Annotated in this window: 26 protein-coding genes; 13 read left to right on the plus strand and 13 right to left on the minus strand. The window is 51.3% G+C overall.

Annotation, left to right across the window (positions count from 1 at the left end; translation table 11 throughout):
• Positions 1-81 precede the first annotated feature (81 nt).
• The 6 genes from BZJ17_RS14210 to zapE all read right to left on the minus strand — a co-directional run bounded on the left by BZJ17_RS14210 (position 82) and on the right by zapE (position 5,226).
• Positions 82-819, minus strand: coding sequence for a cytochrome c1 (locus BZJ17_RS14210; RefSeq protein ID WP_077641151.1), 738 nt, complete (start codon positions 817-819; stop codon positions 82-84).
• Positions 816-2,081: a cytochrome bc complex cytochrome b subunit gene (locus BZJ17_RS14215; protein ID WP_069588091.1), complete on the minus strand. Its 1,266-nt coding sequence runs from the start codon at positions 2,079-2,081 to the stop codon at positions 816-818. The genes BZJ17_RS14210 and BZJ17_RS14215 overlap by 4 nt, the downstream gene beginning before the upstream one ends.
• Positions 2,081-2,671, minus strand: a complete 591-nt coding sequence (gene petA / locus BZJ17_RS14220) for a ubiquinol-cytochrome c reductase iron-sulfur subunit (RefSeq protein ID WP_069588092.1) — start codon at positions 2,669-2,671, stop codon at positions 2,081-2,083. Before petA ends, BZJ17_RS14215 begins: the two co-directional genes overlap by 1 nt.
• Positions 2,672-3,036: 365 nt before the next feature.
• The gene (gene rpsI / locus BZJ17_RS14225) at positions 3,037-3,426 is read right to left on the minus strand and encodes a 30S ribosomal protein S9 (RefSeq protein ID WP_069588094.1); all 390 of its coding nucleotides are present in this window, start codon (positions 3,424-3,426) and stop codon (positions 3,037-3,039) included.
• Positions 3,427-3,439: 13 nt separating this feature from the next.
• On the minus strand, positions 3,440-3,868 hold the full coding sequence (gene rplM, locus BZJ17_RS14230) for a 50S ribosomal protein L13 (protein ID WP_077456388.1): 429 nt from the start codon (positions 3,866-3,868) through the stop codon (positions 3,440-3,442).
• A 251-nt stretch (positions 3,869-4,119) separates the two neighbouring features.
• Positions 4,120-5,226, minus strand: a complete 1,107-nt coding sequence (zapE, locus tag BZJ17_RS14235) for a cell division protein ZapE (RefSeq protein WP_077641152.1) — start codon at positions 5,224-5,226, stop codon at positions 4,120-4,122.
• A gap of 200 nt (positions 5,227-5,426) precedes the next feature.
• Here zapE and zapG point away from each other — a divergent pair, with 200 nt between their 5' ends.
• The 3 genes from zapG (at position 5,427) to degS (ending at position 8,482) form a co-directional block, all read left to right on the plus strand.
• Positions 5,427-5,834 carry a Z-ring associated protein ZapG gene (gene zapG / locus BZJ17_RS14240; protein WP_077641153.1) on the plus strand — a complete coding sequence of 136 codons (408 nt, stop codon included), beginning with the start codon at positions 5,427-5,429 and terminating at the stop codon, positions 5,832-5,834.
• Between the two features lie 68 nt (positions 5,835-5,902).
• On the plus strand, positions 5,903-7,267 hold the full coding sequence (locus BZJ17_RS14245; RefSeq protein ID WP_096630720.1) for a Do family serine endopeptidase: 1,365 nt from the start codon (positions 5,903-5,905) through the stop codon (positions 7,265-7,267).
• A gap of 141 nt (positions 7,268-7,408) precedes the next feature.
• Entirely contained in the window at positions 7,409-8,482 is a 1,074-nt protein-coding gene (gene degS, locus BZJ17_RS14250) for an outer membrane-stress sensor serine endopeptidase DegS (protein WP_077641154.1), read from the plus strand.
• A 102-nt stretch (positions 8,483-8,584) separates the two neighbouring features.
• On the opposite strand, the gene murA is transcribed toward degS, so the two are convergent.
• The 7 genes from murA to mlaF are packed head-to-tail and all read right to left on the minus strand — an operon-like array spanning position 8,585 to position 13,159.
• Positions 8,585-9,844 (minus strand): UDP-N-acetylglucosamine 1-carboxyvinyltransferase, encoded by a 1,260-nt coding sequence (murA, locus tag BZJ17_RS14255; protein ID WP_077456382.1) that lies wholly within the window; start codon positions 9,842-9,844, stop codon positions 8,585-8,587.
• A 9-nt stretch (positions 9,845-9,853) separates the two neighbouring features.
• Positions 9,854-10,108, minus strand: coding sequence for a BolA family iron metabolism protein IbaG (ibaG, locus tag BZJ17_RS14260; protein ID WP_077456380.1), 255 nt, complete (start codon positions 10,106-10,108; stop codon positions 9,854-9,856).
• A 2-nt stretch (positions 10,109-10,110) separates the two neighbouring features.
• On the minus strand, positions 10,111-10,425 hold the full coding sequence (locus BZJ17_RS14265; RefSeq protein ID WP_077456378.1) for an STAS domain-containing protein: 315 nt from the start codon (positions 10,423-10,425) through the stop codon (positions 10,111-10,113).
• Positions 10,422-11,096 (minus strand): phospholipid-binding protein MlaC, encoded by a 675-nt coding sequence (gene mlaC, locus BZJ17_RS14270; RefSeq protein ID WP_077641155.1) that lies wholly within the window; start codon positions 11,094-11,096, stop codon positions 10,422-10,424. Before mlaC ends, BZJ17_RS14265 begins: the two co-directional genes overlap by 4 nt.
• 4 nt (positions 11,097-11,100) lie before the next feature.
• Positions 11,101-11,580 (minus strand): outer membrane lipid asymmetry maintenance protein MlaD, encoded by a 480-nt coding sequence (mlaD, locus tag BZJ17_RS14275; RefSeq protein WP_077479454.1) that lies wholly within the window; start codon positions 11,578-11,580, stop codon positions 11,101-11,103.
• Between the two features lie 2 nt (positions 11,581-11,582).
• A complete protein-coding gene (gene mlaE, locus BZJ17_RS14280) occupies positions 11,583-12,362 on the minus strand; it encodes a lipid asymmetry maintenance ABC transporter permease subunit MlaE (protein WP_175418646.1) in 780 nt (259 codons plus the stop codon).
• Positions 12,362-13,159: a phospholipid ABC transporter ATP-binding protein MlaF gene (gene mlaF / locus BZJ17_RS14285; protein WP_077456374.1), complete on the minus strand. Its 798-nt coding sequence runs from the start codon at positions 13,157-13,159 to the stop codon at positions 12,362-12,364. Before mlaF ends, mlaE begins: the two co-directional genes overlap by 1 nt.
• 315 nt (positions 13,160-13,474) lie before the next feature.
• On the opposite strand from mlaF, the gene BZJ17_RS14290 reads away from it, so the two are divergent.
• The 10 genes from BZJ17_RS14290 to BZJ17_RS14335 form a co-directional block, all read left to right on the plus strand.
• On the plus strand, positions 13,475-14,437 hold the full coding sequence (locus BZJ17_RS14290; protein ID WP_077641156.1) for a calcium/sodium antiporter: 963 nt from the start codon (positions 13,475-13,477) through the stop codon (positions 14,435-14,437).
• 11 nt (positions 14,438-14,448) lie between these two features.
• Positions 14,449-15,417: a KpsF/GutQ family sugar-phosphate isomerase gene (locus BZJ17_RS14295; protein WP_077641157.1), complete on the plus strand. Its 969-nt coding sequence runs from the start codon at positions 14,449-14,451 to the stop codon at positions 15,415-15,417.
• Positions 15,417-15,977 carry a 3-deoxy-manno-octulosonate-8-phosphatase KdsC gene (gene kdsC / locus BZJ17_RS14300; RefSeq protein ID WP_077641158.1) on the plus strand — a complete coding sequence of 187 codons (561 nt, stop codon included), beginning with the start codon at positions 15,417-15,419 and terminating at the stop codon, positions 15,975-15,977. Before BZJ17_RS14295 ends, kdsC begins: the two co-directional genes overlap by 1 nt.
• Positions 15,974-16,537 carry an LPS export ABC transporter periplasmic protein LptC gene (gene lptC / locus BZJ17_RS14305; protein WP_077456370.1) on the plus strand — a complete coding sequence of 188 codons (564 nt, stop codon included), beginning with the start codon at positions 15,974-15,976 and terminating at the stop codon, positions 16,535-16,537. Before kdsC ends, lptC begins: the two co-directional genes overlap by 4 nt.
• Positions 16,518-17,036, plus strand: a complete 519-nt coding sequence (gene lptA / locus BZJ17_RS14310) for a lipopolysaccharide transport periplasmic protein LptA (protein WP_069588205.1) — start codon at positions 16,518-16,520, stop codon at positions 17,034-17,036. Before lptC ends, lptA begins: the two co-directional genes overlap by 20 nt.
• Positions 17,037-17,044: 8 nt before the next feature.
• Positions 17,045-17,770: an LPS export ABC transporter ATP-binding protein gene (lptB, locus tag BZJ17_RS14315; protein ID WP_069588123.1), complete on the plus strand. Its 726-nt coding sequence runs from the start codon at positions 17,045-17,047 to the stop codon at positions 17,768-17,770.
• A gap of 125 nt (positions 17,771-17,895) precedes the next feature.
• A complete protein-coding gene (locus BZJ17_RS14320) occupies positions 17,896-19,353 on the plus strand; it encodes an RNA polymerase factor sigma-54 (RefSeq protein ID WP_077641159.1) in 1,458 nt (485 codons plus the stop codon).
• Positions 19,354-19,378: 25 nt separating this feature from the next.
• A complete protein-coding gene (gene hpf / locus BZJ17_RS14325) occupies positions 19,379-19,666 on the plus strand; it encodes a ribosome hibernation promoting factor (RefSeq protein WP_069588127.1) in 288 nt (95 codons plus the stop codon).
• Between the two features lie 3 nt (positions 19,667-19,669).
• Positions 19,670-20,113 (plus strand): PTS IIA-like nitrogen regulatory protein PtsN, encoded by a 444-nt coding sequence (ptsN, locus tag BZJ17_RS14330; RefSeq protein WP_069588129.1) that lies wholly within the window; start codon positions 19,670-19,672, stop codon positions 20,111-20,113.
• A 26-nt stretch (positions 20,114-20,139) separates the two neighbouring features.
• Positions 20,140-20,686: RNase adapter RapZ (locus BZJ17_RS14335; RefSeq protein ID WP_277868806.1), on the plus strand; the 547-nt coding region annotated here is incomplete at its 3' end.

Consider the following 20,686-nt stretch of genomic DNA (forward strand, 5'->3'; position numbering starts at 1 on the left):
CTCCAGGATGTTCAATATCAATAGAAAGCAATGGGGACAAAGCGTCCCCATTGCGGATTAGCAACACACTAGATTAACCGATCAGTGCACATCGCGCCAATATTCTTTCTTGAGTAGGTAACCCAAGATAAGGAATATCACGAAGAAGCCAATCACCCACCAACCTAGTTGCTGGCGCTCTAACTTCACAGGCTCGCCGGCATACTCAAGGAAGTTAACCAGATCACGCACGGCATTGTCGTACTCGCCGGAGCTGAGCTCGCCGTTGCCATCAGACTCTAGGCCAACGAACTCTTCAACCATTTTACCGTCAACCATACGTTGATCGTAAACCTTACGCGGTGTCCCTTGTAGCTCTTCGAGCACGTGTGGCATACCGACGTTAGGGAAGACCACGTTGTTCACGCCAAATGGACGAGAAGGGTCARCGTAAAACGAACGCAAATAGGTGTATAGCCAATCGACACCACGCACGCGCGCCACCAAGGTGAGGTCTGGCGCTGGGGCACCAAAATATTTGGCACCCGATTCTTGCGACATGGCGTTTTTCATCAAATCCCCGTACTTGGCGTTTTTGTCGAAGATGAGGTTATCTTCCATCAAGTCTTTCGGGATGTTGAGATCTTCAGCCACACGCTGATAGCGCTGATATTGCGTGGCGTGACAACCAAAGCAGTAGTTCATAAACAGCTTGGCACCACGTTGCAATGAGGCTTTGTCCGTTAAGTCGTTGTTGGCATCGTCCAAATGAACATTACCACCGGCGGCCATCGCCAAAGAGGGCAACAGCGCGCATAACATTACAATCCATTTTTTCATTTGAATGTCACCCTCTCTGGTAGCGGTTTTGTTGCTTCATTTTTGCTGTAGAAGAACAACAGCACGAAGAACATGAAGTAACAGAAGCTGAAGATCTGCGCCAGCAAGGTATAGGTTGGCGTCGCAGGCAACGCACCGAGAATGCCCAGAGCGATAAAGGCAATCACGAATTGCACAATGTTCGCCAAGTGCAACTTGCTGCGGTAGCGGTATGAGCGCACGCGACAGCGGTCAAGCCATGGCAACAAGAACAGCACCACAATCGATGCACCCATGGCGATAACCCCAATCAGTTTGTCTGGAATCGCACGCAAAATCGCATAGAAAGGCGTGAAGTACCAAACCGGGGCAATGTGCTCAGGCGTCTTCAGCGGGTTCGCCGCTTCAAAGTTAGGTGGCTCAAGGAAATAGCCGCCCATTTCAGGGTTAAAGAAAATGACGTAGGCAAACAAGATGCCGAACACACCGATACCAATCAGATCTTTCACCGTCCCGTAAGGGTGGAAAGGGATCGAATCGATGATGTCATATTTCTTGGTGTAGTCAGGGTGGAACTTAAACTGTGACTGGTAATCGTCACCCATCTTGCCTTTTGGCAGTTTGGTATCGATACCGTCTGGGTTGTTTGAGCCCACTTCGTGCAGTGCCAGTACGTGAAGCACAACAAGCAACAGCAGCACAATCGGTAACGCAATCACGTGCAGCGCAAAGAAGCGGTTCAATGTTGCGCCAGAGACGACGTAGTCACCACGGATCCACAGGGTGAGGTCGTCACCGATAACCGGAATGGCACCAAACAGAGAAATGATAACCTGCGCGCCCCAGTATGACATCTGACCCCATGGCAGCAGATAGCCCATAAAGGCTTCGGCCATTAGCACCAAGAAAATCAACATACCGAACAGCCACAGCAGTTCACGAGGCTTTTGGTACGAGCCGTAAATTAACCCGCGGAACATGTGCAGATACACCACCACGAAAAAGGCCGAGGCCCCGGTGGAGTGCATGTAGCGGAGCAGCCAGCCGTATTCCACATCACGCATGATGTATTCAACCGACGCGAACGCGCCTTCTGCTGACGGCACATAGTTCATGGTTAGCCAAATCCCTGTAAGAATTTGGTTAACCAAAACAATCATGGCCAACACACCGAACATATACCAGAAGTTAAAGTTCTTCGGCATAGGGTATTCGGTCATGTGTTTACGGTACGCATTCATCGCTGGAATACGTTTTTCAACCCAGTTCAGGAAATTTTCCATTACGCATTCCCCTCATCTTGTCCCACGAGTATGCGCTTGTCGTCCAAGAACATATAAGGCGGCACCACCAAGTTAAGCGGCGCTGGAACACTTTGGAATACGCGTCCGGCCATATCAAACTTGGAACCGTGGCACGGGCAGAAGAACCCGGCTTTCACCCCACTCACCTGCTCGCTAAAGCTGTCTGGCAAATAGGTTGGTGAACAACCAAGGTGGGTACAAATACCAACCGCAACAAAGATTTCTGGCTTGATAGAACGGGTTTGATTGGTTGCATACCCTGGCTGCTGAGGTTGCTCAGACGCGGGGTCACGAAGTCTGTCTTCAAACGTAGACAACTCTTCGAGTATTGCTTGGCTGCGACGGACCACCCATACAGGCTTTCCTCGCCATTCGACGCGGATCATCTGGCCGTCTTGCAGTTTACTGATATCGACTTCAACTGGCGCACCCGCGGCCTTTGCTTTGGCGCTTGGGTTCCAGGACTTAATAAAAGGCACGGCAACTGCTACGGCCCCTAAACCGCCAACAACTGACGTCGTCGCAGTCAGGAAACGGCGTCGGCCGGTATTCACTGGCGCATTGCTCATCCAACATTCTCCCATGTGCTCCCGCTTGGATTTTTATTGTGTCCTTTGCGTCCATGGAGCGTACGGCTAACTCAAAAACGAATATGTAATAACGGCTGACCGGGATCAGTTCGATTAAATCTTAGCTGCTATTACGTCGGCTAGATGATAGAGAAAACCCTACTTTTTGACAAGATAAAGCTACCTTTTTGTAACAAATGTGAGCGGTGTGCACAGAATTAAGGAAAGGGTAATAGAAATGTTGGAAAATGCGTGCTTATACGCTGTTTTGAAAGGAAATATATTTGTAAGCCGTTTGGTGCAAAAATAAAAAAAGCCCGGTGTAACCACCAGGCTTTTTGAGGCAAATATTGCTCGGGCGTAAATTAACGCTTCGAGAATTGTGGGCGACGACGTGCTTTGCGCAGACCCACTTTTTTACGCTCAACTTTACGCGCGTCACGAGTCACGAAGCCAGCTGCACGTAGTGCAGGACGTAGAGACTCATCATATTCCATCAGTGCACGAGTGATGCCGTGACGGATAGCGCCCGCTTGACCAGAGATACCACCACCAGAAACGGTAATGTACAGGTCCAGCTTGTCGATCATCTCAACCAACTCTAGTGGCTGACGAACAACCATGCGAGCAGTTTCGCGACCAAAGTAAGTGTCCAGAGAACGCTTGTTGATCTCGATGTTACCGCTGCCCGGCTTGATGAATACACGAGCTGCGGAGCTTTTGCGACGACCAGTGCCGTAGTATTGTTCTGCCATTGCTWTATTCCTCTTAGATGTCTAGTACTTGCGGTTGTTGTGCCGCGTGCTTGTGCTCAGAACCCGCGTAAACTTTCAGTTTACGGTACATCGCACGACCTAGAGGACCGCGAGGCAGCATGCCTTTAACGGCTTTCTCAATAACCAGCTCAGGTTTTTGCGCGATCAGCTTCTCGAAGCTGATTGACTTGATGCCACCTACGTAGCCAGTGTGGCTGTAGTACATTTTGTCAGACGCTTTGCGGCCAGTTACAGTAACTTTCTCAGCGTTGATAACAACGATGTAGTCACCGGTGTCAACGTGAGGGGTGTATTCTGGTTTGTGCTTACCACGCAGACGAGATGCAATTTCAGTAGCCAGACGGCCCAGAGTTTTGCCTTCAGCGTCTACAACGTACCAGTCGCGTTTTACAGTTTCTGGTTTAGCAACGAAAGTTTTCATGCTAATGATTACCCGATTTAATAAGTTTCACTTAAGGAGCCGAAGCTCCCACTGTTAAGAGTCCATACAACACCCCTTCGAGTGGTGGTACCCTCGGCCTAAGCCTTTCAACAGTAACGGTGGGTTGCGGGATTATAGGGAAGAGTGGAGAAAAAATCACCTCTTTTTCAAAAAAAATCCCACCAAAATGCGCAACTGGTTATTGTTTAGCAATCGCTTGATGCGCAAAGCGCCAACAGGTGCGCGACAGCCTATGGTAAGTGCGCCAATGCAAGGTATTCGTGGCTTTGCATCTCGATAAGGCGTGACTGACAACGTTCAAACTCAAACCGCAATCGCTCGCCTGCATAGAGGCTGTCCATCGGCACCGCCGCAGAAATGATCAGCTTAACGTTACGCTCGTAAAATTCATCCACTAGGGCAATAAAACGGCGGGCGGCATCTTCTTGATTAGCCTGAAGTTGTGGCATATCGGCCAGCAATACCGTGTGATACAAACGCGCCAATTCCATGTAATCGGTTTGGCTACGTGCGGACTGACACAGCTCAGCAAAACTAAAATGCGCGACACCATCACCATTTTCGATGGTTTGCAGCGCGCGGTGGTTCACGTCAATCACATCATCGCGCACCCCACCCTCGCCATTGAGCTTACGAAAGTAGTCGTCCATTTTGGCACGGGCACTGTCCCCCAGGGGGTGATGAAAAATGTCTGCTTGCGTGAGGGTGCGAAGACGATAATCCACCCCAGAGTCAACGTTCACCACCTCGCAATGCTGATTGATTAAATCGATCGCAGGTAAAAACCGCTGTCGCTGAAGCCCGTTGCGATATAACTCGTCTGGCACAATGTTTGACGTGGCCACCAGCGTGATACCGCGTGCAAACAGGGCTTCCATTAAGGTGCCGAGGATCATCGCATCGGTGATATCAGAGACAAAAAATTCATCGAAACACAAAACGCGCGTCTCTTGGGCAAATTTGTCCGCGATTTGCCAAAGCGGATCGGCCTCACCATCTAACGCTTTTAACTCTTGGTGTACCCGATGCATAAACCGGTGAAAGTGCATGCGCATTTTTTTTTCAAAGGGCAGCGCATGGAAAAAGGTATCCATCAGATAGGTTTTACCGCGTCCGACGCCGCCCCAAAAATAAAGCCCTTTGACCGGTGTAACCGGCTCAGGAGTCGATTTACGCCATGGTAGCCATGCACGTTTGTCTGGCTTAGGCGCAACCACAGGTGTGTRCAGTAAGCGGTGGTAGAGCGCATCGAGTTTCTCAACGGCCATGCGCTGTGCGGGGTCTTCGATAAAATCGTTTTGGGTCAGATCGTTATTATAATGTTCGAGCGGCGTCATTCCTTGAAAGCCTCGTGTTATTCGCCTGCCTTGATAGTACCACGTCAGACGATTGCCATGTATAGTGAGCAGCAATCACCAACCTTCACCTTTCTCAATACAGTGCGCTAAAGTTGAAGCAAGCAGACGCGTTTCGCTTGTCTTTTTAGGCGGGAAAATGGTATCTGTGGTTGGTCAACTTGTGACTACAAGGAGCAGTTATGGCCTGGATTAATAGCCTGATCTTTCTCATCATCGGCGTAGCGGTTGGCTTTTTAATAGCCCGCATGACTACGCGTGACCTCAAACAACAAAAAGATTTAAAAAGGGAGCTGGAAAAGTCACGTTACGAGCTGGAGCAATATCGCCAAGAATTGGTCGATCATTTCGCCCAAAGTGCTGACCTGCTCGATACCATCTCGAAAGATTACAGCAAGCTGTACCAGCATATGGCAAAAACGTCTTCCGATCTGATGCCTAATTTACCCGAGCAAGATAATCCTTTTGCGAAGCGCTTGGGCAAGATCACCGAGATTAAAGAAACCACTGACAGCGACCAACCGCCACGCGATTACTCTGACACTGGCTCTGGGCTATTGAAAGGGGAAGAAAAGACGCGCGCGAGTTGATCAAGGATTGAACTTTTTAAGATAGGCCCCACTCTTATCCATACTCGGACAATCGGAGTGAGTCTATGATGAAAAAGTCTTTACTAGCGATTAGTGTTGCCGCGTTGACCCTTGGCGCGGCATTTTCTCCTCTTCCTAGCCATGCGGCACTTCCTCAAGCGGTGAGCGGTCAAACCATGCCTAGCTTAGCGCCAATGCTTGAGAAAGTTTCTCCTGCCGTGGTCAGTATCGCTGTCGAGGGTAATAAAGTTTCGAAACAACGTGTTCCTGAAGCGTTTCGTTTTTTCTTTGGCCCCAACATGCCTTCTGAGCAAGTCCAAGAGCGCCCATTCCGCGGGTTAGGCTCTGGCGTCATTATCGATGCGGACAAGGGCTACATTGTTACCAACCATCATGTGATTGACGACGCCGACCAAATTCGCGTCCAGCTGCAAGACGGCCGTGAATATGACGCTCGTCTAATTGGCAGCGATGAGATGTCAGACATTGCCCTGCTGCAACTAGATGACGCTGCGAAAAACCTCACCGCAATCAAACTGGCTAACTCAGACGCACTGCGCGTCGGTGATTTTGCCGTCGCGATTGGTAACCCCTTTGGACTGGGTCAAACCGTCACCTCAGGGATTATCTCTGCGCTCGGACGCAGTGGTTTGAATTTAGAAAACTTTGAAAACTTTATTCAAACCGATGCCGCGATTAACAGCGGTAACTCTGGCGGCGCTTTGGTCAACCTAAATGGTGAGCTGATTGGTATCAACACCGCGATTTTAGGCCCCAATGGTGGCAACGTTGGGATAGGTTTTGCCATCCCAGCCAACATGGCGAAAAGCTTGGTCGACCAAATTCTCGAATATGGCTCGGTACGCCGCGGCATGCTGGGCGTGACCGGCCGTGAGCTGACCTCTGAGTTGGCAGATGCATTTGGCCTTGCCACCAAACATGGTGCGTTTGTAAGCCAAGTGATGCCAGACTCTGCCGCCGAAGAGGCTGGCTTAAAAGCCGGCGACATTATTGTTTCGGTCAACGGTAAGAGTATCCGTACCTTTGGCGAGCTACGCGCAAAAATCGCGACCTTGGGCGCAGGCAAAGACGTTGAGCTGGGTGTGATCCGAGATGGCGAAACCATCACGGCCAAAACCACACTGAAAGAAGCGAGCCAGACGCAAGCCAAAGCCGATGACCTGCATAAGGCATTGAAAGGCGCTGAGCTGAAAAACCATGATGGCGATCCTGCCGGTGTAGAAGTCGCTGCGGTCGCGGAAGGGTCTTTGGCTGCGCGCTACGGGCTGCGCGAAGGGGATGTGATTGTCGGGGTGAACCGACATAAGGTCGAAAACCTCGGTGATTTACGTAAGATTTTGGAAGACAAGCCGAATGTGCTGGCTCTGAATATCGCTCGAGACAACGGCTCCTTGTATTTAGTGATCCGTTAATCCCGCCTTTGCATTACGCACAATGCCTGCCACTTGGCAGGCATTTTTTGTACAAAGCTCACCGCTTAGCATTTCCACAAACGATTGTTGCAATGCTATCCTCTAGCCTCGCAGTTGGCTTCGTTGAGGATAGCATTATTTATGCTGGCACTATTGGTTCGCTCCACGCTTATTGGCTTATTCACTGCCGCCCTAATTTTGGTTGCGGTGCCTGATCTACGCTCAGGCCTTTTTAGTGTTTCATCCTTGCCCGATTTTGATGACGTCCAACAGCCTGAACTGGTTTCATTCAGTTATGCGGTCAAGCGCGCCTCTCCCGCGGTGGTGAATATTTATACCCGCAATTACGTTCGCGGCGACCGTTTGCAGCTCAATACCCAAGGACTTGGCTCAGGCGTGATCATGAGCGCCAAAGGCTATGTGGTCACCAATTATCACGTCGTCGCCAAAGCGGATCAGGTGATTGTTGCACTGCAAGACGGCCGTATTTTTACCGCGCAAATGGTCGGTAAAGATCAACGCACGGATCTGGCGGTACTGAAAATCCCGGCTGAAAACTTACCCGTGATCCCGGTCAACCAAGACTATCAACCTGCCGTTGGCGATACCGTTCTTGCGATTGGTAACCCGTATAACCTCGGACAAACCACCACGTACGGCATTATCTCCGCCACGGGCCGCACTGGGATGAGCTTTTATGGCCGCCAAGACTTTCTGCAAACCGATGCCGCGATTAACCGTGGGAATTCCGGTGGCGCGTTGGTGAACAGCCGCGGTGAGCTGGTAGGGATCAACACCGCTTCGTTTCAGCAGGCAACCGATCTGGAAACCTACGGGATTTCCTTTGCCATTCCCTATCGCTTAACCGAAAAGATCATGAATAAATTAATTGCTGATGGGCGCGTGATCCGAGGCTACATTGGTATCGATGGTCGTGACGTCAATCCAGTGATGGCGCGCTTGCTTGATGCCGAGCAACAGCGCGGCGTAATGGTGGCGGACATGGATAAAGGCGGACCGGCAGAAAAGGCGGGAATTCAGCCGCAGGATTTGATCATTAAAATTAACGACAAACCGGTTAAAGGTGCCCGTGGAGCAATGGATATCGTCACCGATGCGCGTCCTGGCACAACGCTTTCGATTACCCTTATTCGCGATGGGGAGAGTTTAACCCTGCCGGTGACGGTCGGGAACGAGCCAGACAGCGACGAATAGTCGACGGCAACGCATCGTTAGCACACGCTGACGCCTCACAAAGACAAAAACGCCAGCCCAATCAAGGCTGGCGTTTTTTCGTTAATCTATCGCACGACGCGCTTACTCGCCGTCAATACGCTCGATTTTCGCGCCCAGCGCTTGCAGTTTATCTTCGATACGCTCATAACCGCGATCGATATGATAAATGCGATCCACCACGGTTTCGCCTTTGGCAATGCATCCAGCAATCACTAAGCTTGCCGAGGCACGCAGATCGGTGGCCATCACTTGCGCGCCACTGAGGCTATCGCAATCACCACACACCACGGTGTTGCCTTCTATTTCTGCATGTGCGCCCATACGTTGCAGTTCAGGCACATGCATAAAGCGATTCTCGAAGATGGTTTCGGTAATAATCCCGGTCCCTTTTGCCACCAAGTTCAGCAAGGTAAACTGTGCTTGCATGTCGGTTGGGAAGCCCGGATGCGGCGCGGTACGTACATTCACCGCTTTCAGTTCGCGACCGGTCATATCCAACTCGATAAAGTCATCGCCTGTGGTGACCTTAGCGCCAGCTTCTTCTAATTTATGAAGCACGGCTTCGAGTAAATCCGGTGAGGTATTGCGACAGACAATATGACCGCCTGAAACCGCCGCGGCCACCAAGAAGGTACCGGTTTCAATCCGATCTGCAACCACCGCATGTACGCCGCCGCCAAGACGCTCAACCCCTTCAATTTCAATCCGGTCGGTGCCTGCGCCTTTGACTTTCGCCCCAAGGGTGTTGAGGAATTTCGCCGTATCCACAATTTCTGGCTCGCGGGCGGCGTTTTCAATCACGGTCGTGCCTTCTGCCAAGGTGGCAGCACACATCACAGTGACGGTAGCACCCACGCTGACTTTATCCATCACAATGTGGGCGCCTTTTAGACGACCATCGACGGTGGCACGCACATAGCCTTCATCGAGTGTGATGGTGGCGCCAAGTTGCTCTAAGCCGTTAATGTGCAAATCTACCGGACGGGCACCAATCGCACACCCGCCGGGTAAAGACACTTCCCCTTTTCCGAAACGTGCGACCAAAGGGCCGAGCGCCCAAATCGACGCACGCATGGTTTTAACCAAGTCATAGGGGGCACACAGTTCCGTGATATCGCTTGCATCGACATGGACAGAGCCATTGCGGCTGACTTTTGCCCCAAGGCGCGATAATAGCGCCATAGTGGTATCGATATCGCGCAGTTTAGGCACATTGGCCACTTCAACAGGCTCTTCAGCCAACAGTGAAGCAAATAAAATAGGGAGAGCTGCATTTTTCGCGCCGGAAATGGCCACGTCACCTTTAAGCGGGCCATTGCCCGTCACTCGAAACTTTTGCATCTGACCCTCTTACAACTGCATCAGCTTTTTATCGCGCGCCCACTCTGCGGGGGTCATCGCTTTAATGCTCACAGCATGAATATCGTTACGCGCAATGTGCTCCATCAGCGGACCGTAGATGGTTTGCTGTTTTTTCACACGCGACATCCCGTCGAACATCTCTGCCACGGCAACCACTTCAAAGTGGCTTCCGTCGCCTTTCACGTGCAGCTCGTCTAGTGACAGAGCCGCGTCTAAAATGGCTTTAACTTCGCTCGCTTCCACCTTTAAACCCCTTCTTGATGCTCAGCATCGTCAAAAAATGCCTCGATGTTGCTTAGCGTCAACAACAGTTTGAGCTGCTCTGGCATGCCACTGTAGCGCACGGTCTGACCTTTCTCTTTCAAGGCTTTATCCAAGTGCAACAACATGGCCATGCCGGCAGAGTCGACGCGAGATAGCCCGCTTAAATCCAGGCTCAGCGCCGAATCATTGGGTAGCCACTGGCTACGCTGGCGCCAAAAAGCGGGCACTGTGTCACGATCTAACCGTCCTGACAAGTGGTAATGCTGTCCGCCGCTGGTAGTTAACTCGACACTCATGACTCGCCCTGTTTCTGTTTATCCTCGCGACGAATCGGTTTTGCTGCCAGTTCTTTGAGCTGTTCAATCACAGAATCAATGCCATCACGACGCAGCGGCGCTTTCCACTCTGATTGTTTAGATTGGATCATACTCACCCCTTCCGCCGTTACGTCATAGGCTTGCCAACTTCCTGTCCGAGTATTTTTACGCAGGCTGAAATCAAGGCGAATCGGCGGACGTGAGGAATCGGTGATATCCACGCGCACTTTAACAATCTTGTCGTCATCACCAATGGCTTGGTCACGTTGCACGTTAACATCTTGGTTGTCGTACTCGAGCAGGATTTGTGCGTAGGAGGCAATCATGTATTCGGTGAATGCCTCGGTGAATGCATCACGCTGTTCGGGGGTGGCTTGGCGATAATGCTGCGCACCTAGCACCAACGACGCCGCATAGCGGGTGTGGATATAGGGCAGTAGTTCGTCTTTGACCACGTCACGCAGCAAATCCGGATCGGCGCGGAACAAGGTGCGATCTTTACGCAGGCGAGTAAAGGTGTTGTCAGCCACTTGCTCAATCAACCGGTAGGGGTTGGTTTGGTCCACCGGCTCACTGGCATGCACAAACGAACTGACACTGGCGACAAACACGATCAGCGCTGATGACAGTGTGATCAAAACCTTTTTCATCTGATTACTCCTTATCGCCCACGCTATACAAGAACTGTCCAATCAAGTCCTCGAGTACCAGCGCGGATTTGGTGTCTTCTAGCTTACCGCCGTCTTCAAGGTAGCCAATGCCTAATGCTTCATCGACAAACCCAGGCGTAATACCAATGTACTGCTCACCGAGTAATCCTGCGGTGTAAATCGATGCCGAGCTCGACTCAGGGAAATATCCCGCACTACTGTTAATCTGTAGGGTGACTTTCGGCACATAGGTTTCTGCATTCAGCGAGATAGCGGTCACCTGACCCACGGTCACGCCCCCGACTTTGACCGGTGAGCGCACTTTCAGGCCACCAATGTTGTCAAACTCTGCGGTTAAGGTGTAAGTATCCGCTCGTCCCCAACGTTGAACATCCGCCACTTGGAACGCCAGCACCAATAATGCTGCAATGCCGGCGATGACAAAGCAGCCTACCCAAAATTCTGTTTTTCGACTCTGTTGCATGATTAATTCCCAAACATGAGTGCAGTAAGGACAAAGTCAAGGCCGAGCACGGCCAATGAAGAGTGCACCACAGTGCGTGTGGTGGCACGGCTGATACCTTCCGAGGTCGGCGTGGCATCGTAACCGTTAAACAGGGCAATCCAAGTCACTGCGATAGCAAATACCACACTTTTGATCAGTGCGTTGCCAACGTCATAACCCAAATCGACCGATGCTTGCATCACAGACCAGAAACTACCGTGATCGATGCCTTTCCAGTCTACCCCGACGAGCTCACCGCCCCAGATACCCACCAGCATAAAGATCACCGCCAACAGCGGCATCGCAATCACACCGGCCCAAAAGCGCGGTGCGATCACGCGGCGAAGCGGGTCAACCGCCATCATCTCTAAGCTGGATAGCTGCTCGGTGGCTTTCATCAGACCAATTTCCGCGGTCAGCGCTGAGCCAGCCCGTCCGGCAAACAGCAGTGCCGTTACTACCGGACCTAATTCGCGTAACAGCGACAAGGCGACCATTTGTCCAAGGCTGGTTTCCGCACCAAAGTCGGACAACACTAAATAGCCTTGTAAACTCAACACCATGCCAATGAATAGGCCAGATACGATGATGATCGCCAGTGAGCGAACGCCCACCGAGTAAAGCTGTTTAATCAAGAGCGGAAAGGTCTTGCTCGGCTGTGGTTTGCCCACCAGCGCGCCGGTCATCACAAAGGTGGCGCGTCCCATCGACTCGGCCACGCCCATCGCGCGGCGACCCACATCCGCAATCTGCGTTTTTATCACCGGTAAATCTCCTGCTCTAGCTGACCCGCAGGATAGCGGAATGGTACAGGGCCATCTGCGTGCCCTTCGAGGAATTGTTTGACCCAAGGATCTTGATTATCACGCAGCGATTGCGGGGTGCCACTGGCGATGATCCGGCTGTCTGCCAACAGATAGACCTTGTCCGCGATGCTCATCACTTCAGGCACATCGTGGGACACCACCACGCAGGTCAGGCCCAAGGCTTGGTTAAGCTGGCGAATCAAGGTGACCAAGACTCCCATGGTAATAGGGTCCTGCCCCACAAACGGCTCATCAAACAAAATCAGTTCTGGGTCGAGGGCAATGGCACGCGCCAGTGCGGCACGGCGGGCCATCCCCCCAGAGAGATCACTGGGCATTAACGCGGCCGCCCCGCGAAGCCCTACCGCCTCGAGCTTCAACATCACAATGGTATGAATGAGGGATTCATCCAACTGAGTGTGCTCACGCAAGGGAAAGGCCACATTGTCAAACACCGACATATCGGTGAACAAGGCGCCAGATTGAAACAACATGCTCATCCGTTGGCGCACATCGAATAAACGACGACGCCCTAAGGTGGGAATATTGTGGCCATCAAAAACAATGTCGCCGGCATCAGGCTTTAGCTGACCAGCAATCAAACGTAATAGGGTTGTTTTACCAATGCCAGATGGTCCCATGATGGCGGTCACCTGACCACGCGGCACCTGCAAATCAATATGATCGAAAATGCACCGGCTGCCCCGTGAGAATGTCATCCCGTTAATATCTATCAGGCTCTGTGCTGCCATTGCCGCATTCTCATGGTTAGATAGGATAAAAATTAAGTGGCTGATAATAAGGCGTCCCCTATGCTAACACAAGCAACGCCCGCTCCCTGCCTGATAGGACGTGATATAGCCCTGATAATGGCAGTATAGCCATTCACCCGCTCAGCGAGGAAGAATGGCCTATATGGACCGAAAAAGTGCCAACGAGTTCCCGTTCATGAATGAAAAGCGACGCATTCACGGCGATGGTGGGGGCTTTTCGCTTCACATTTGCCACGTTAGCCGTCAGAATTGCACCTCATTTACGCCAATTAAAAAACGCAAAGGACAGGTGTCATGGTAGAAGCGGTTGCCATACTTATTGTGGGATTAGTGTTACTGGTTTGGAGTGCTGACCGACTCGTGTTCGGTGCTGCCGCGATCGCGAAAAACTACGGCGTCTCTCCTCTTGTGATCGGCATGACGATTCTGGCCATGGGCTCTTCCGCGCCTGAAATGATGGTATCGGCCAATGCCGCGCTTGCAGATAAAACCGACACCGCGGTGGGGAATGTATTAGGGTCAAACATTGCCAACATTGCCCTCATTCTTGGCTTTACCGCCCTGATTAAGCCTTTGTCGATTAGCTCTATCATTTTGCGCCGCGAACTACCCTTAATGATGGCGGTCACCTTGCTCGCCGGCGCTCTTTTGTGGAACAACCACCTCGGCTTTTTCGAAGGCGTGGGCCTGTTGGTCTTATTCGTGGTGTTTATCCTTGCCATGATCAAAATTGGCAAAGACTCAGGCGGGACCGATCCTATGCTGGCGGATCAGGAATCGGACATTCCGCAAGATGTCAGTAATCTAAAAGCAGTCATGTGGATTTTAATCGGTCTACCTTTGCTATTGTTGTCATCCGATCAAGTGGTCGACTCGGCAGTCACCATTGCCCAATACTTTGGCATGAGCGACTTGGTGATTGGCTTAACCATCATTGCTATCGGCACCAGCCTGCCCGAACTCGCCGCCTCGATTGCCGGCGTGATGAAAGGGGAAGACGATCTCGCTGTCGGCAATATTATCGGCTCGAACGTGTTTAATATCTTGGCGGTGATGGGGATCCCAGGCTTGCTCAACCCGTCACCAATTAGTGAATTTGCAATGGGACGGGATTACTACATCATGCTCGTTCTCTCTGTGATGCTACTTATCTTCGCATTAGGCAAATCACGCAGTATCAATCGCATTGAAGGGTCGATCTTTTTGATGTGTTATATCGCCTATCAAGGCTATCTCTTTGTTAACGCTGCTGCATAACGGACACGGTGATGAGTGAATTTGATTTTCGTCGCGCAGGGCTTGATGTGCTTACCATTGAGCAAGATGCGATTACACAACTCAAAACGGCGATTGACGAGCATTTTGATGCCGCCTGTCGATTAATCTTGAACGCCACTGGCAAAGTGGTGGTGATGGGAATGGGCAAATCGGGCCATATCGGCCGTAAGATTGCAGCTACCCTTGCAAGCACAGGAACGCCTGCGTTTTTCGTCCACCCGGGTGAGGCAAGTCACGGTGACCTCGGGATGATCAATCAAGGCGACGTGGTGTTAGCCATTTCCAACTCGGGCGAAGCCGGTGAAATTCTTACCTTACTGCCGGTGATTAAACGTCTCGGGATCCCGTTAGTCTGTATGACGGGCAACCCCGACTCGAGTATGGGGCAACTCGCCAAGGTCCATCTCAATATTCACGTACCCAAAGAGGCGTGCCCCCTTAAGCTTGCGCCTACATCGAGCACCACGGCCACCTTGGTGATGGGCGACGCGCTCGCCATGGCATTGATGCAAGCAAAAGGTTTTACCGCCGATGACTTTGCCCTCTCCCATCCGGGCGGCGCACTAGGACGCAAACTACTATTACGTATTAGCGATCTGATGCATCAAGGCGAGCGTTTACCCGTGGTGCCAGATAATGCCACCGTGCGCGATGCGTTACTGGAAGTGTCCGAAAAAGGCCTCGGAATGACCGCCGTGGTCGATGCAGAGCAACAGTTGGCCGGTGTCTTTACCGATGGCGATCTACGCCGCTTACTCGATCAACGCATTGATTTACACACCACCGCTATTGGCGAGGTGATGTCCGCCAACCCGATCACCATTGAACCGGAACTGCTGGCGGCAGAAGGACTCAAACTCATGGAGGAGCGTAAAATTAACGGGCTACTGGTAGCGAAAAATGGCCAGCTTCTTGGCGCCCTCAACATGCATGACCTTTTGAAAGCCGGAGTAATGTAATGTCCGCACCTGTGACTGACACCTTATATGGCCCTGTTGCCACCACCCTGTTCGAACGCGCGGCGACGATCCAGCTACTGATTTGCGATGTCGATGGCGTTTTCTCCGATGGTCGCGTGTATATGGGCAATCAAGGCGAGGAGCTGAAGGCCTTTCACACCCGTGACGGATACGGCATCAAAGCCTTGATGAACGCTGGCATTGAGGTCGCAGTGATCACAGGTCGACAGTCTAAGATTGTCGAAAATAGAATGAACGCCTTAGGTGTCCGTCATGTCTATCAAGGACAAAGTGACAAGCTAGCTGCGTACGACGATCTTTGTCAGCAATGCAACGTCAGCCCTGAGTACACCGCGTATATCGGTGATGACTTGATTGATTGGCCCGTCATGGCAAAAGTCGGCCTCGCGGTCTGTGTGGCAGACGGCCACCCGCTATTACAACAACGTGCCGATCTAGTGACCCAAATCCGTGGTGGGTTCGGCGCGGTCCGTGAAGTCTGCGATTTGATCCTCGAAGCACGAGGCGAGCTCGATCAGCATAAGGGCTTAAGCGTATGATGCAGCGGCTCAGCATGCTGGTGCTGATAGTACTGTGTGCCCTAACCGGCTATTATCTGCTTTCTCAACATGTCTGGGAGCGTACAGTACAAGTGGAGCCGGACGCAGAAAAGCCTCTGTTTACCGGTGAAAAAATTAAAACCGTTCAATACAACGCCGATGGGATACGCAGCTATACCGTTGACGCTGAGCACTTAGAGCACTACGCCAATATTGATGAAACCCACTTTAACGAGCCTGTCTTGTGGACCTATCATAATGGCAAAGACGAAGAGTGGCGCATCAGTGCTAACTATGCGGTGCTGTCTGATAAGCACATACTAACGATGACAGGCAAAGTGCGAATTTTTAACTTGCTACCGAACGCACAAATTCATTCGGTAGCCACCGAAACCGTGACGTTGGACCTGACCACGCGAGACTTTTGGTCCGACCGTCCCACCACCATCACTGGCGTTGGCTTTCAAACCGAAGGGCAACGCGTGAAAGGGAACTTCGGTAACCACCAGATGGAATTGTTAAACGATGTTAAAGGCCGATATGAAACGACCCCTCGTTAAAGCACTGGCAGGTGCCATGTTGCTGTTTTCGCACTACTCATTGGCATTGAGTAGTGACACAGAGCAACCGATTTATATTGAATCTGAGAGCCAGCATTTGGACATGGCCACCAACACGGTGACCTTTACCCAAGATGTTGTGCTGACCCAAGGTAGCATTAAAATTCTGGCCGACAAGCTGGTCGTGATCCGTCCTCAAGGCCAGGAAGGCGATGAAACCATTGAAGCGTTCGGTAAACCCGCGACCTTCGAACAGACCATGGATGATGGTAAAAAGCTGCACGGTGAAGCCTATAAGTTGCGCTATGAAGTGGGCAACGAGTTTTTGAAAATGTCGACCAATGCCATGCTGGAACAGGCGGGTAATCAAGTCGAAGGCAATGTGATCACCTATCAAATTGATAAGCAGCAATTGGTCGCAGAAAGTGACAGCAATAAGCGAGTCACAACCATCTTGCAGCCGACCACCAAAAGCCCATCTGAGTCAGAATCGCAATAAGAGGCCCTATGGCAACGTTAAAAGCGGCCAATTTGGCGAAAAGTTATAAAGGACGAAAAGTCGTCGCCGATGTCAGTCTGGAAGTAAAATCCGGCGAGATCGTCGGCCTACTCGGCCCAAATGGTGCAGGTAAAACCACATCGTTTTACATGATCGTCGGTCTTGTCGCTCGCGACGAAGGGGCAATTTTTATCGACGATCAAGACATTAGCATTCAGCCGATGCATAACCGTTCACGTCTTGGCATCGGTTATTTGCCGCAAGAGGCCTCAATTTTTCGCAAGCTCACCGTCTACGACAATTTGATGGCGGTACTGCAAACACGAAAATCCCTCACCAAAGAGGAGCGTCAAGATAAAGCCGAAGATTTGTTGGATGAATTTAATATTCAGCATATCCGCGATAGCCTTGGCATGGCGCTGTCAGGGGGCGAACGACGCCGTGTCGAAATTGCACGCGCCCTCGCCGCTAACCCGAAATTTATTTTACTTGATGAGCCGTTTGCAGGCGTTGATCCGATCTCCGTGATCGACATTAAAAAGATCATCGAACACCTACGCGATCGCGGCTTGGGCGTGCTGATCACCGACCACAATGTTCGTGAAACCTTGAGTGTCTGTGAGCATGCTTACATTGTCAGCCAAGGACACTTGATTGCGCACGGCACCCCTGATGAAGTGCTGAATGACGAGCACGTCAAACGTGTCTATCTCGGTGATCAGTTCAAGCTATAGTGGACTCGCTCACGCTAAAATCTGCCAATCACGGCTATAGTTATTAATAGAGCGCTTGCCCTGCATCTCAGAGCAAGCGTTTTTAACCTCATTGGTCGTTGTAAAAGGAAAGGTGTAACGCCCCTATGAAACCCACGCTTCAGCTCAAGCTTGGACAACAACTCGCAATGACACCGCAGCTACAGCAGGCTATTCGCCTGCTGCAGTTGTCGACGCTAGATTTGCAGCAAGAGATCCAAGAAGCGTTGGAAACCAACCCGCTGTTGGAACAAGACGAGGGTCAAGAACAAGAAGCCGCGGAGCGAAATGATAACGACACCACGGAAACCGCCACCGCCAGCGCCGACACGTTAGAAACCTCAGACGCCTTCGAGAAAAACGAAATGCCTGACGAGTTGCCGGTGGATACCACTTGGGATGACGTCTATAGCGCAGGAACAGGCAGTACTGGCATTGCCTCGGGCGGCGACGAGCTCCCCGTGTATCAAGGTGAAACCACCGAAAGCCTTTACGACTACCTAAAATGGCAGCTCGACCTCACCCCCTTCTCGGAGACGGATCAAGCCATTGCCTTGGCGATCATCGATGCGGTGGACGATCAAGGCTACCTGTCAGTCACCACTGATGAGATCTTAGAAAGCTTGGGCAGTGAGGAGATTGAGCTTGACGAAGTGGAAGCCGTATTAAAACGTGTTCAACACTTTGATCCATTGGGTGTGGCCTCTCGCTCGCTACAAGAGTGCTTATTGCTCCAATTAGCGACATACAATCCAGAAACGCCCTGGCTGGATGAGGCACGTACCGTGCTCACCCAACATATGGATTTGCTCGCCAACCGCGATTATCGTCAACTGATGCGAGATACCCGCCTAAAAGAGCCGGATCTGAAAGCCGTGATGCAACTGATCCATAGTCTTGAGCCACGTCCGGGTAATCTGATCGTGACCAACGAAGCGGAGTACGTGGTCCCCGATGTCTCCGTGTTTAAGCACCACGGCAAATGGGTGGTACAAATCAACCCAGATAGCGTTCCTAAGCTTAAGGTCAATGAGCAATATGCCGCTTATGGTCGTAACGGCTGTAGCCCGTCAGATAGTCAGTTTATTCGCTCCCATTTGCAAGAAGCTAAGTGGCTGATTAAAAGCCTCGAAAGCCGCAATGAGACCTTATTGAAGGTGGCCCGCTGTATTGTCGAACATCAACAAGATTTCTTTGAGTATGGCGAAGAAGCCATGAAACCCATGGTGCTTAACGACATCGCCATGGACGTCGACATGCACGAGTCGACCATCTCTCGTGTCACCACCCAAAAATTTATGCATACGCCACGCGGTATTTTTGAGTTGAAGTACTTCTTCTCAAGCCACGTGAGCACGGACAATGGCGGCGAATGCTCTTCGACAGCCATTCGTGCCCTGATCAAAAAGTTGGTGGCAGCGGAGCCTGCCAACAAGCCCCTCAGTGATAGCAAAATTGCCGCCTTGTTAGCTGAGCAAGGCATCAAAGTTGCACGACGGACCATCGCTAAGTATCGGGAGTCGCTCGGTATTGCGCCGTCAAACCAGCGCAAGCGCCTGCTTTAGGCGCCTCAACAGAAGGAAGATGTGTATGCAAATCAACCTGACCGGACATCATGTCGAAATCACGCCACCAATACGCGAGTATGTGGATACAAAGTTTGCTAAACTCGAGCGCTTTTTCGAGCACATTAATAATGTCCACGTTGTGTTGACGGTCCAAAAGCTCGACCAAATTGCTGAAGCGACGCTCCATGTCAACAATGGAGAGATTCATGCTAAAGCGCAGTCGCAAGATATGTATGCGGCCATTGATGGGTTGACCGACAAGTTGGTCAAGCAATTGAGTAAACATAAAGAGAAGCTCAAACAGCATTAAGCTATGGAACTTAAAGACGTACTCACAGTGGACTGCACGCGCAGTGCCGTCCACTGTTCCAGCAAGAAACGCGCCCTTGAAATCATTAGCCAAGTGGCTGCGGACAAGTTGGGGATCAACGCGCAACAATTGTTTGAATGCATGCTAAGTCGTGAAAAGCTGGGCACCACAGGTATCGGCTCAGGGATTGCCATTCCACACGGCCGCATCACGGACAGTGACCATGCTATTGGCGTGCTGTTGCAATGTGCAGAACCGATTGAGTTCGACGCTATCGACAAGCGCCCCGTTGATTTGCTCTTCGCGCTACTCGTTCCGGACGAACAGTGTAAATACCACCTCCAAACCCTCTCGGCCATCGCCGAAAAGCTCAATGATAAACAGCTATGCCGACAGCTTCGCAATGCAGATTCGGACCAAGAGCTGTACAATATCATGACTCAATAACGAGTAAGGGCTGACGGGAGTCTATTATGATGCTGAAAATTGTCAGTGGCCGTTCGGGGTCAGGCAAATCTGTGGCGTTGCGGGTGCTCGAAGATCTCGGGTATTACTGCGTTGATAATCTCCCTGTGAATCTGTTGCGCGACTTCGTCACGTCGCAAGAAGATGCCGAAGCCAAAATTGCGGTCAGCTTGGACATTCGCAACCTGCCTAACGCGAATGAGCCTATTGCTGACACCCTCGCCGCGTTGCGGGAAGTGTGCGATGTCACCTTGTACTACCTGGATGCAGATGACAAGGATCTGATTAAACGCTTTAGTGAAACACGCCGCTTGCATCCCCTGTCGCGCCAAAACCTGTCTCTTGAGCAAGCCATTCAAGCCGAAAAGCAACAAATGGCGCCCATCAAAGAACATGCCGACCGCGTGATTAATACCACGGGGCTTTCAATTCACGACTTAAGTGAGTCGGTGCGCTCACTGGTATTGGGCCGCGCCAGTGGCGATTTGGTGATGGTGTTTGAATCGTTCGGTTTTAAGCATGGCTTACCGGCCGATGCTGACTATGTGTTTGATG

Source organism: Salinivibrio sp. IB574, assembly GCF_001996205.1.
GTDB lineage: Bacteria > Pseudomonadota > Gammaproteobacteria > Enterobacterales > Vibrionaceae > Salinivibrio > Salinivibrio proteolyticus.

Excerpts from the sequence above, each read along its gene's own strand:
- BZJ17_RS14215 (WP_069588091.1), bottom strand. The coding sequence starts at position 2,081 with ATGGAAAATTTCCTGAACTGGGTTGAAAAACGTATTCCAGCGATGAAT.
- petA (WP_069588092.1), bottom strand. The coding sequence starts at position 2,671 with ATGAGCAATGCGCCAGTGAATACCGGCCGACGCCGTTTCCTGACTGCG.
- rpsI (WP_069588094.1), bottom strand. The coding sequence starts at position 3,426 with ATGGCAGAACAATACTACGGCACTGGTCGTCGCAAAAGCTCCGCAGCT.
- rplM (WP_077456388.1), bottom strand. The coding sequence starts at position 3,868 with ATGAAAACTTTCGTTGCTAAACCAGAAACTGTAAAACGCGACTGGTAC.
- zapG (WP_077641153.1), top strand. The coding sequence starts at position 5,427 with ATGGCCTGGATTAATAGCCTGATCTTTCTCATCATCGGCGTAGCGGTT.
- BZJ17_RS14245 (WP_096630720.1), top strand. The coding sequence starts at position 5,903 with ATGAAAAAGTCTTTACTAGCGATTAGTGTTGCCGCGTTGACCCTTGGC.
- degS (WP_077641154.1), top strand. The coding sequence starts at position 7,409 with ATGCTGGCACTATTGGTTCGCTCCACGCTTATTGGCTTATTCACTGCC.
- murA (WP_077456382.1), bottom strand. The coding sequence starts at position 9,844 with ATGCAAAAGTTTCGAGTGACGGGCAATGGCCCGCTTAAAGGTGACGTG.
- BZJ17_RS14265 (WP_077456378.1), bottom strand. The coding sequence starts at position 10,425 with ATGAGTGTCGAGTTAACTACCAGCGGCGGACAGCATTACCACTTGTCA.
- mlaC (WP_077641155.1), bottom strand. The coding sequence starts at position 11,096 with ATGAAAAAGGTTTTGATCACACTGTCATCAGCGCTGATCGTGTTTGTC.
- mlaD (WP_077479454.1), bottom strand. The coding sequence starts at position 11,580 with ATGCAACAGAGTCGAAAAACAGAATTTTGGGTAGGCTGCTTTGTCATC.
- mlaF (WP_077456374.1), bottom strand. The coding sequence starts at position 13,159 with ATGGCAGCACAGAGCCTGATAGATATTAACGGGATGACATTCTCACGG.
- BZJ17_RS14290 (WP_077641156.1), top strand. The coding sequence starts at position 13,475 with ATGGTAGAAGCGGTTGCCATACTTATTGTGGGATTAGTGTTACTGGTT.
- BZJ17_RS14295 (WP_077641157.1), top strand. The coding sequence starts at position 14,449 with ATGAGTGAATTTGATTTTCGTCGCGCAGGGCTTGATGTGCTTACCATT.
- kdsC (WP_077641158.1), top strand. The coding sequence starts at position 15,417 with ATGTCCGCACCTGTGACTGACACCTTATATGGCCCTGTTGCCACCACC.
- lptC (WP_077456370.1), top strand. The coding sequence starts at position 15,974 with ATGATGCAGCGGCTCAGCATGCTGGTGCTGATAGTACTGTGTGCCCTA.
- lptA (WP_069588205.1), top strand. The coding sequence starts at position 16,518 with ATGAAACGACCCCTCGTTAAAGCACTGGCAGGTGCCATGTTGCTGTTT.
- lptB (WP_069588123.1), top strand. The coding sequence starts at position 17,045 with ATGGCAACGTTAAAAGCGGCCAATTTGGCGAAAAGTTATAAAGGACGA.
- BZJ17_RS14320 (WP_077641159.1), top strand. The coding sequence starts at position 17,896 with ATGAAACCCACGCTTCAGCTCAAGCTTGGACAACAACTCGCAATGACA.
- hpf (WP_069588127.1), top strand. The coding sequence starts at position 19,379 with ATGCAAATCAACCTGACCGGACATCATGTCGAAATCACGCCACCAATA.
- ptsN (WP_069588129.1), top strand. The coding sequence starts at position 19,670 with ATGGAACTTAAAGACGTACTCACAGTGGACTGCACGCGCAGTGCCGTC.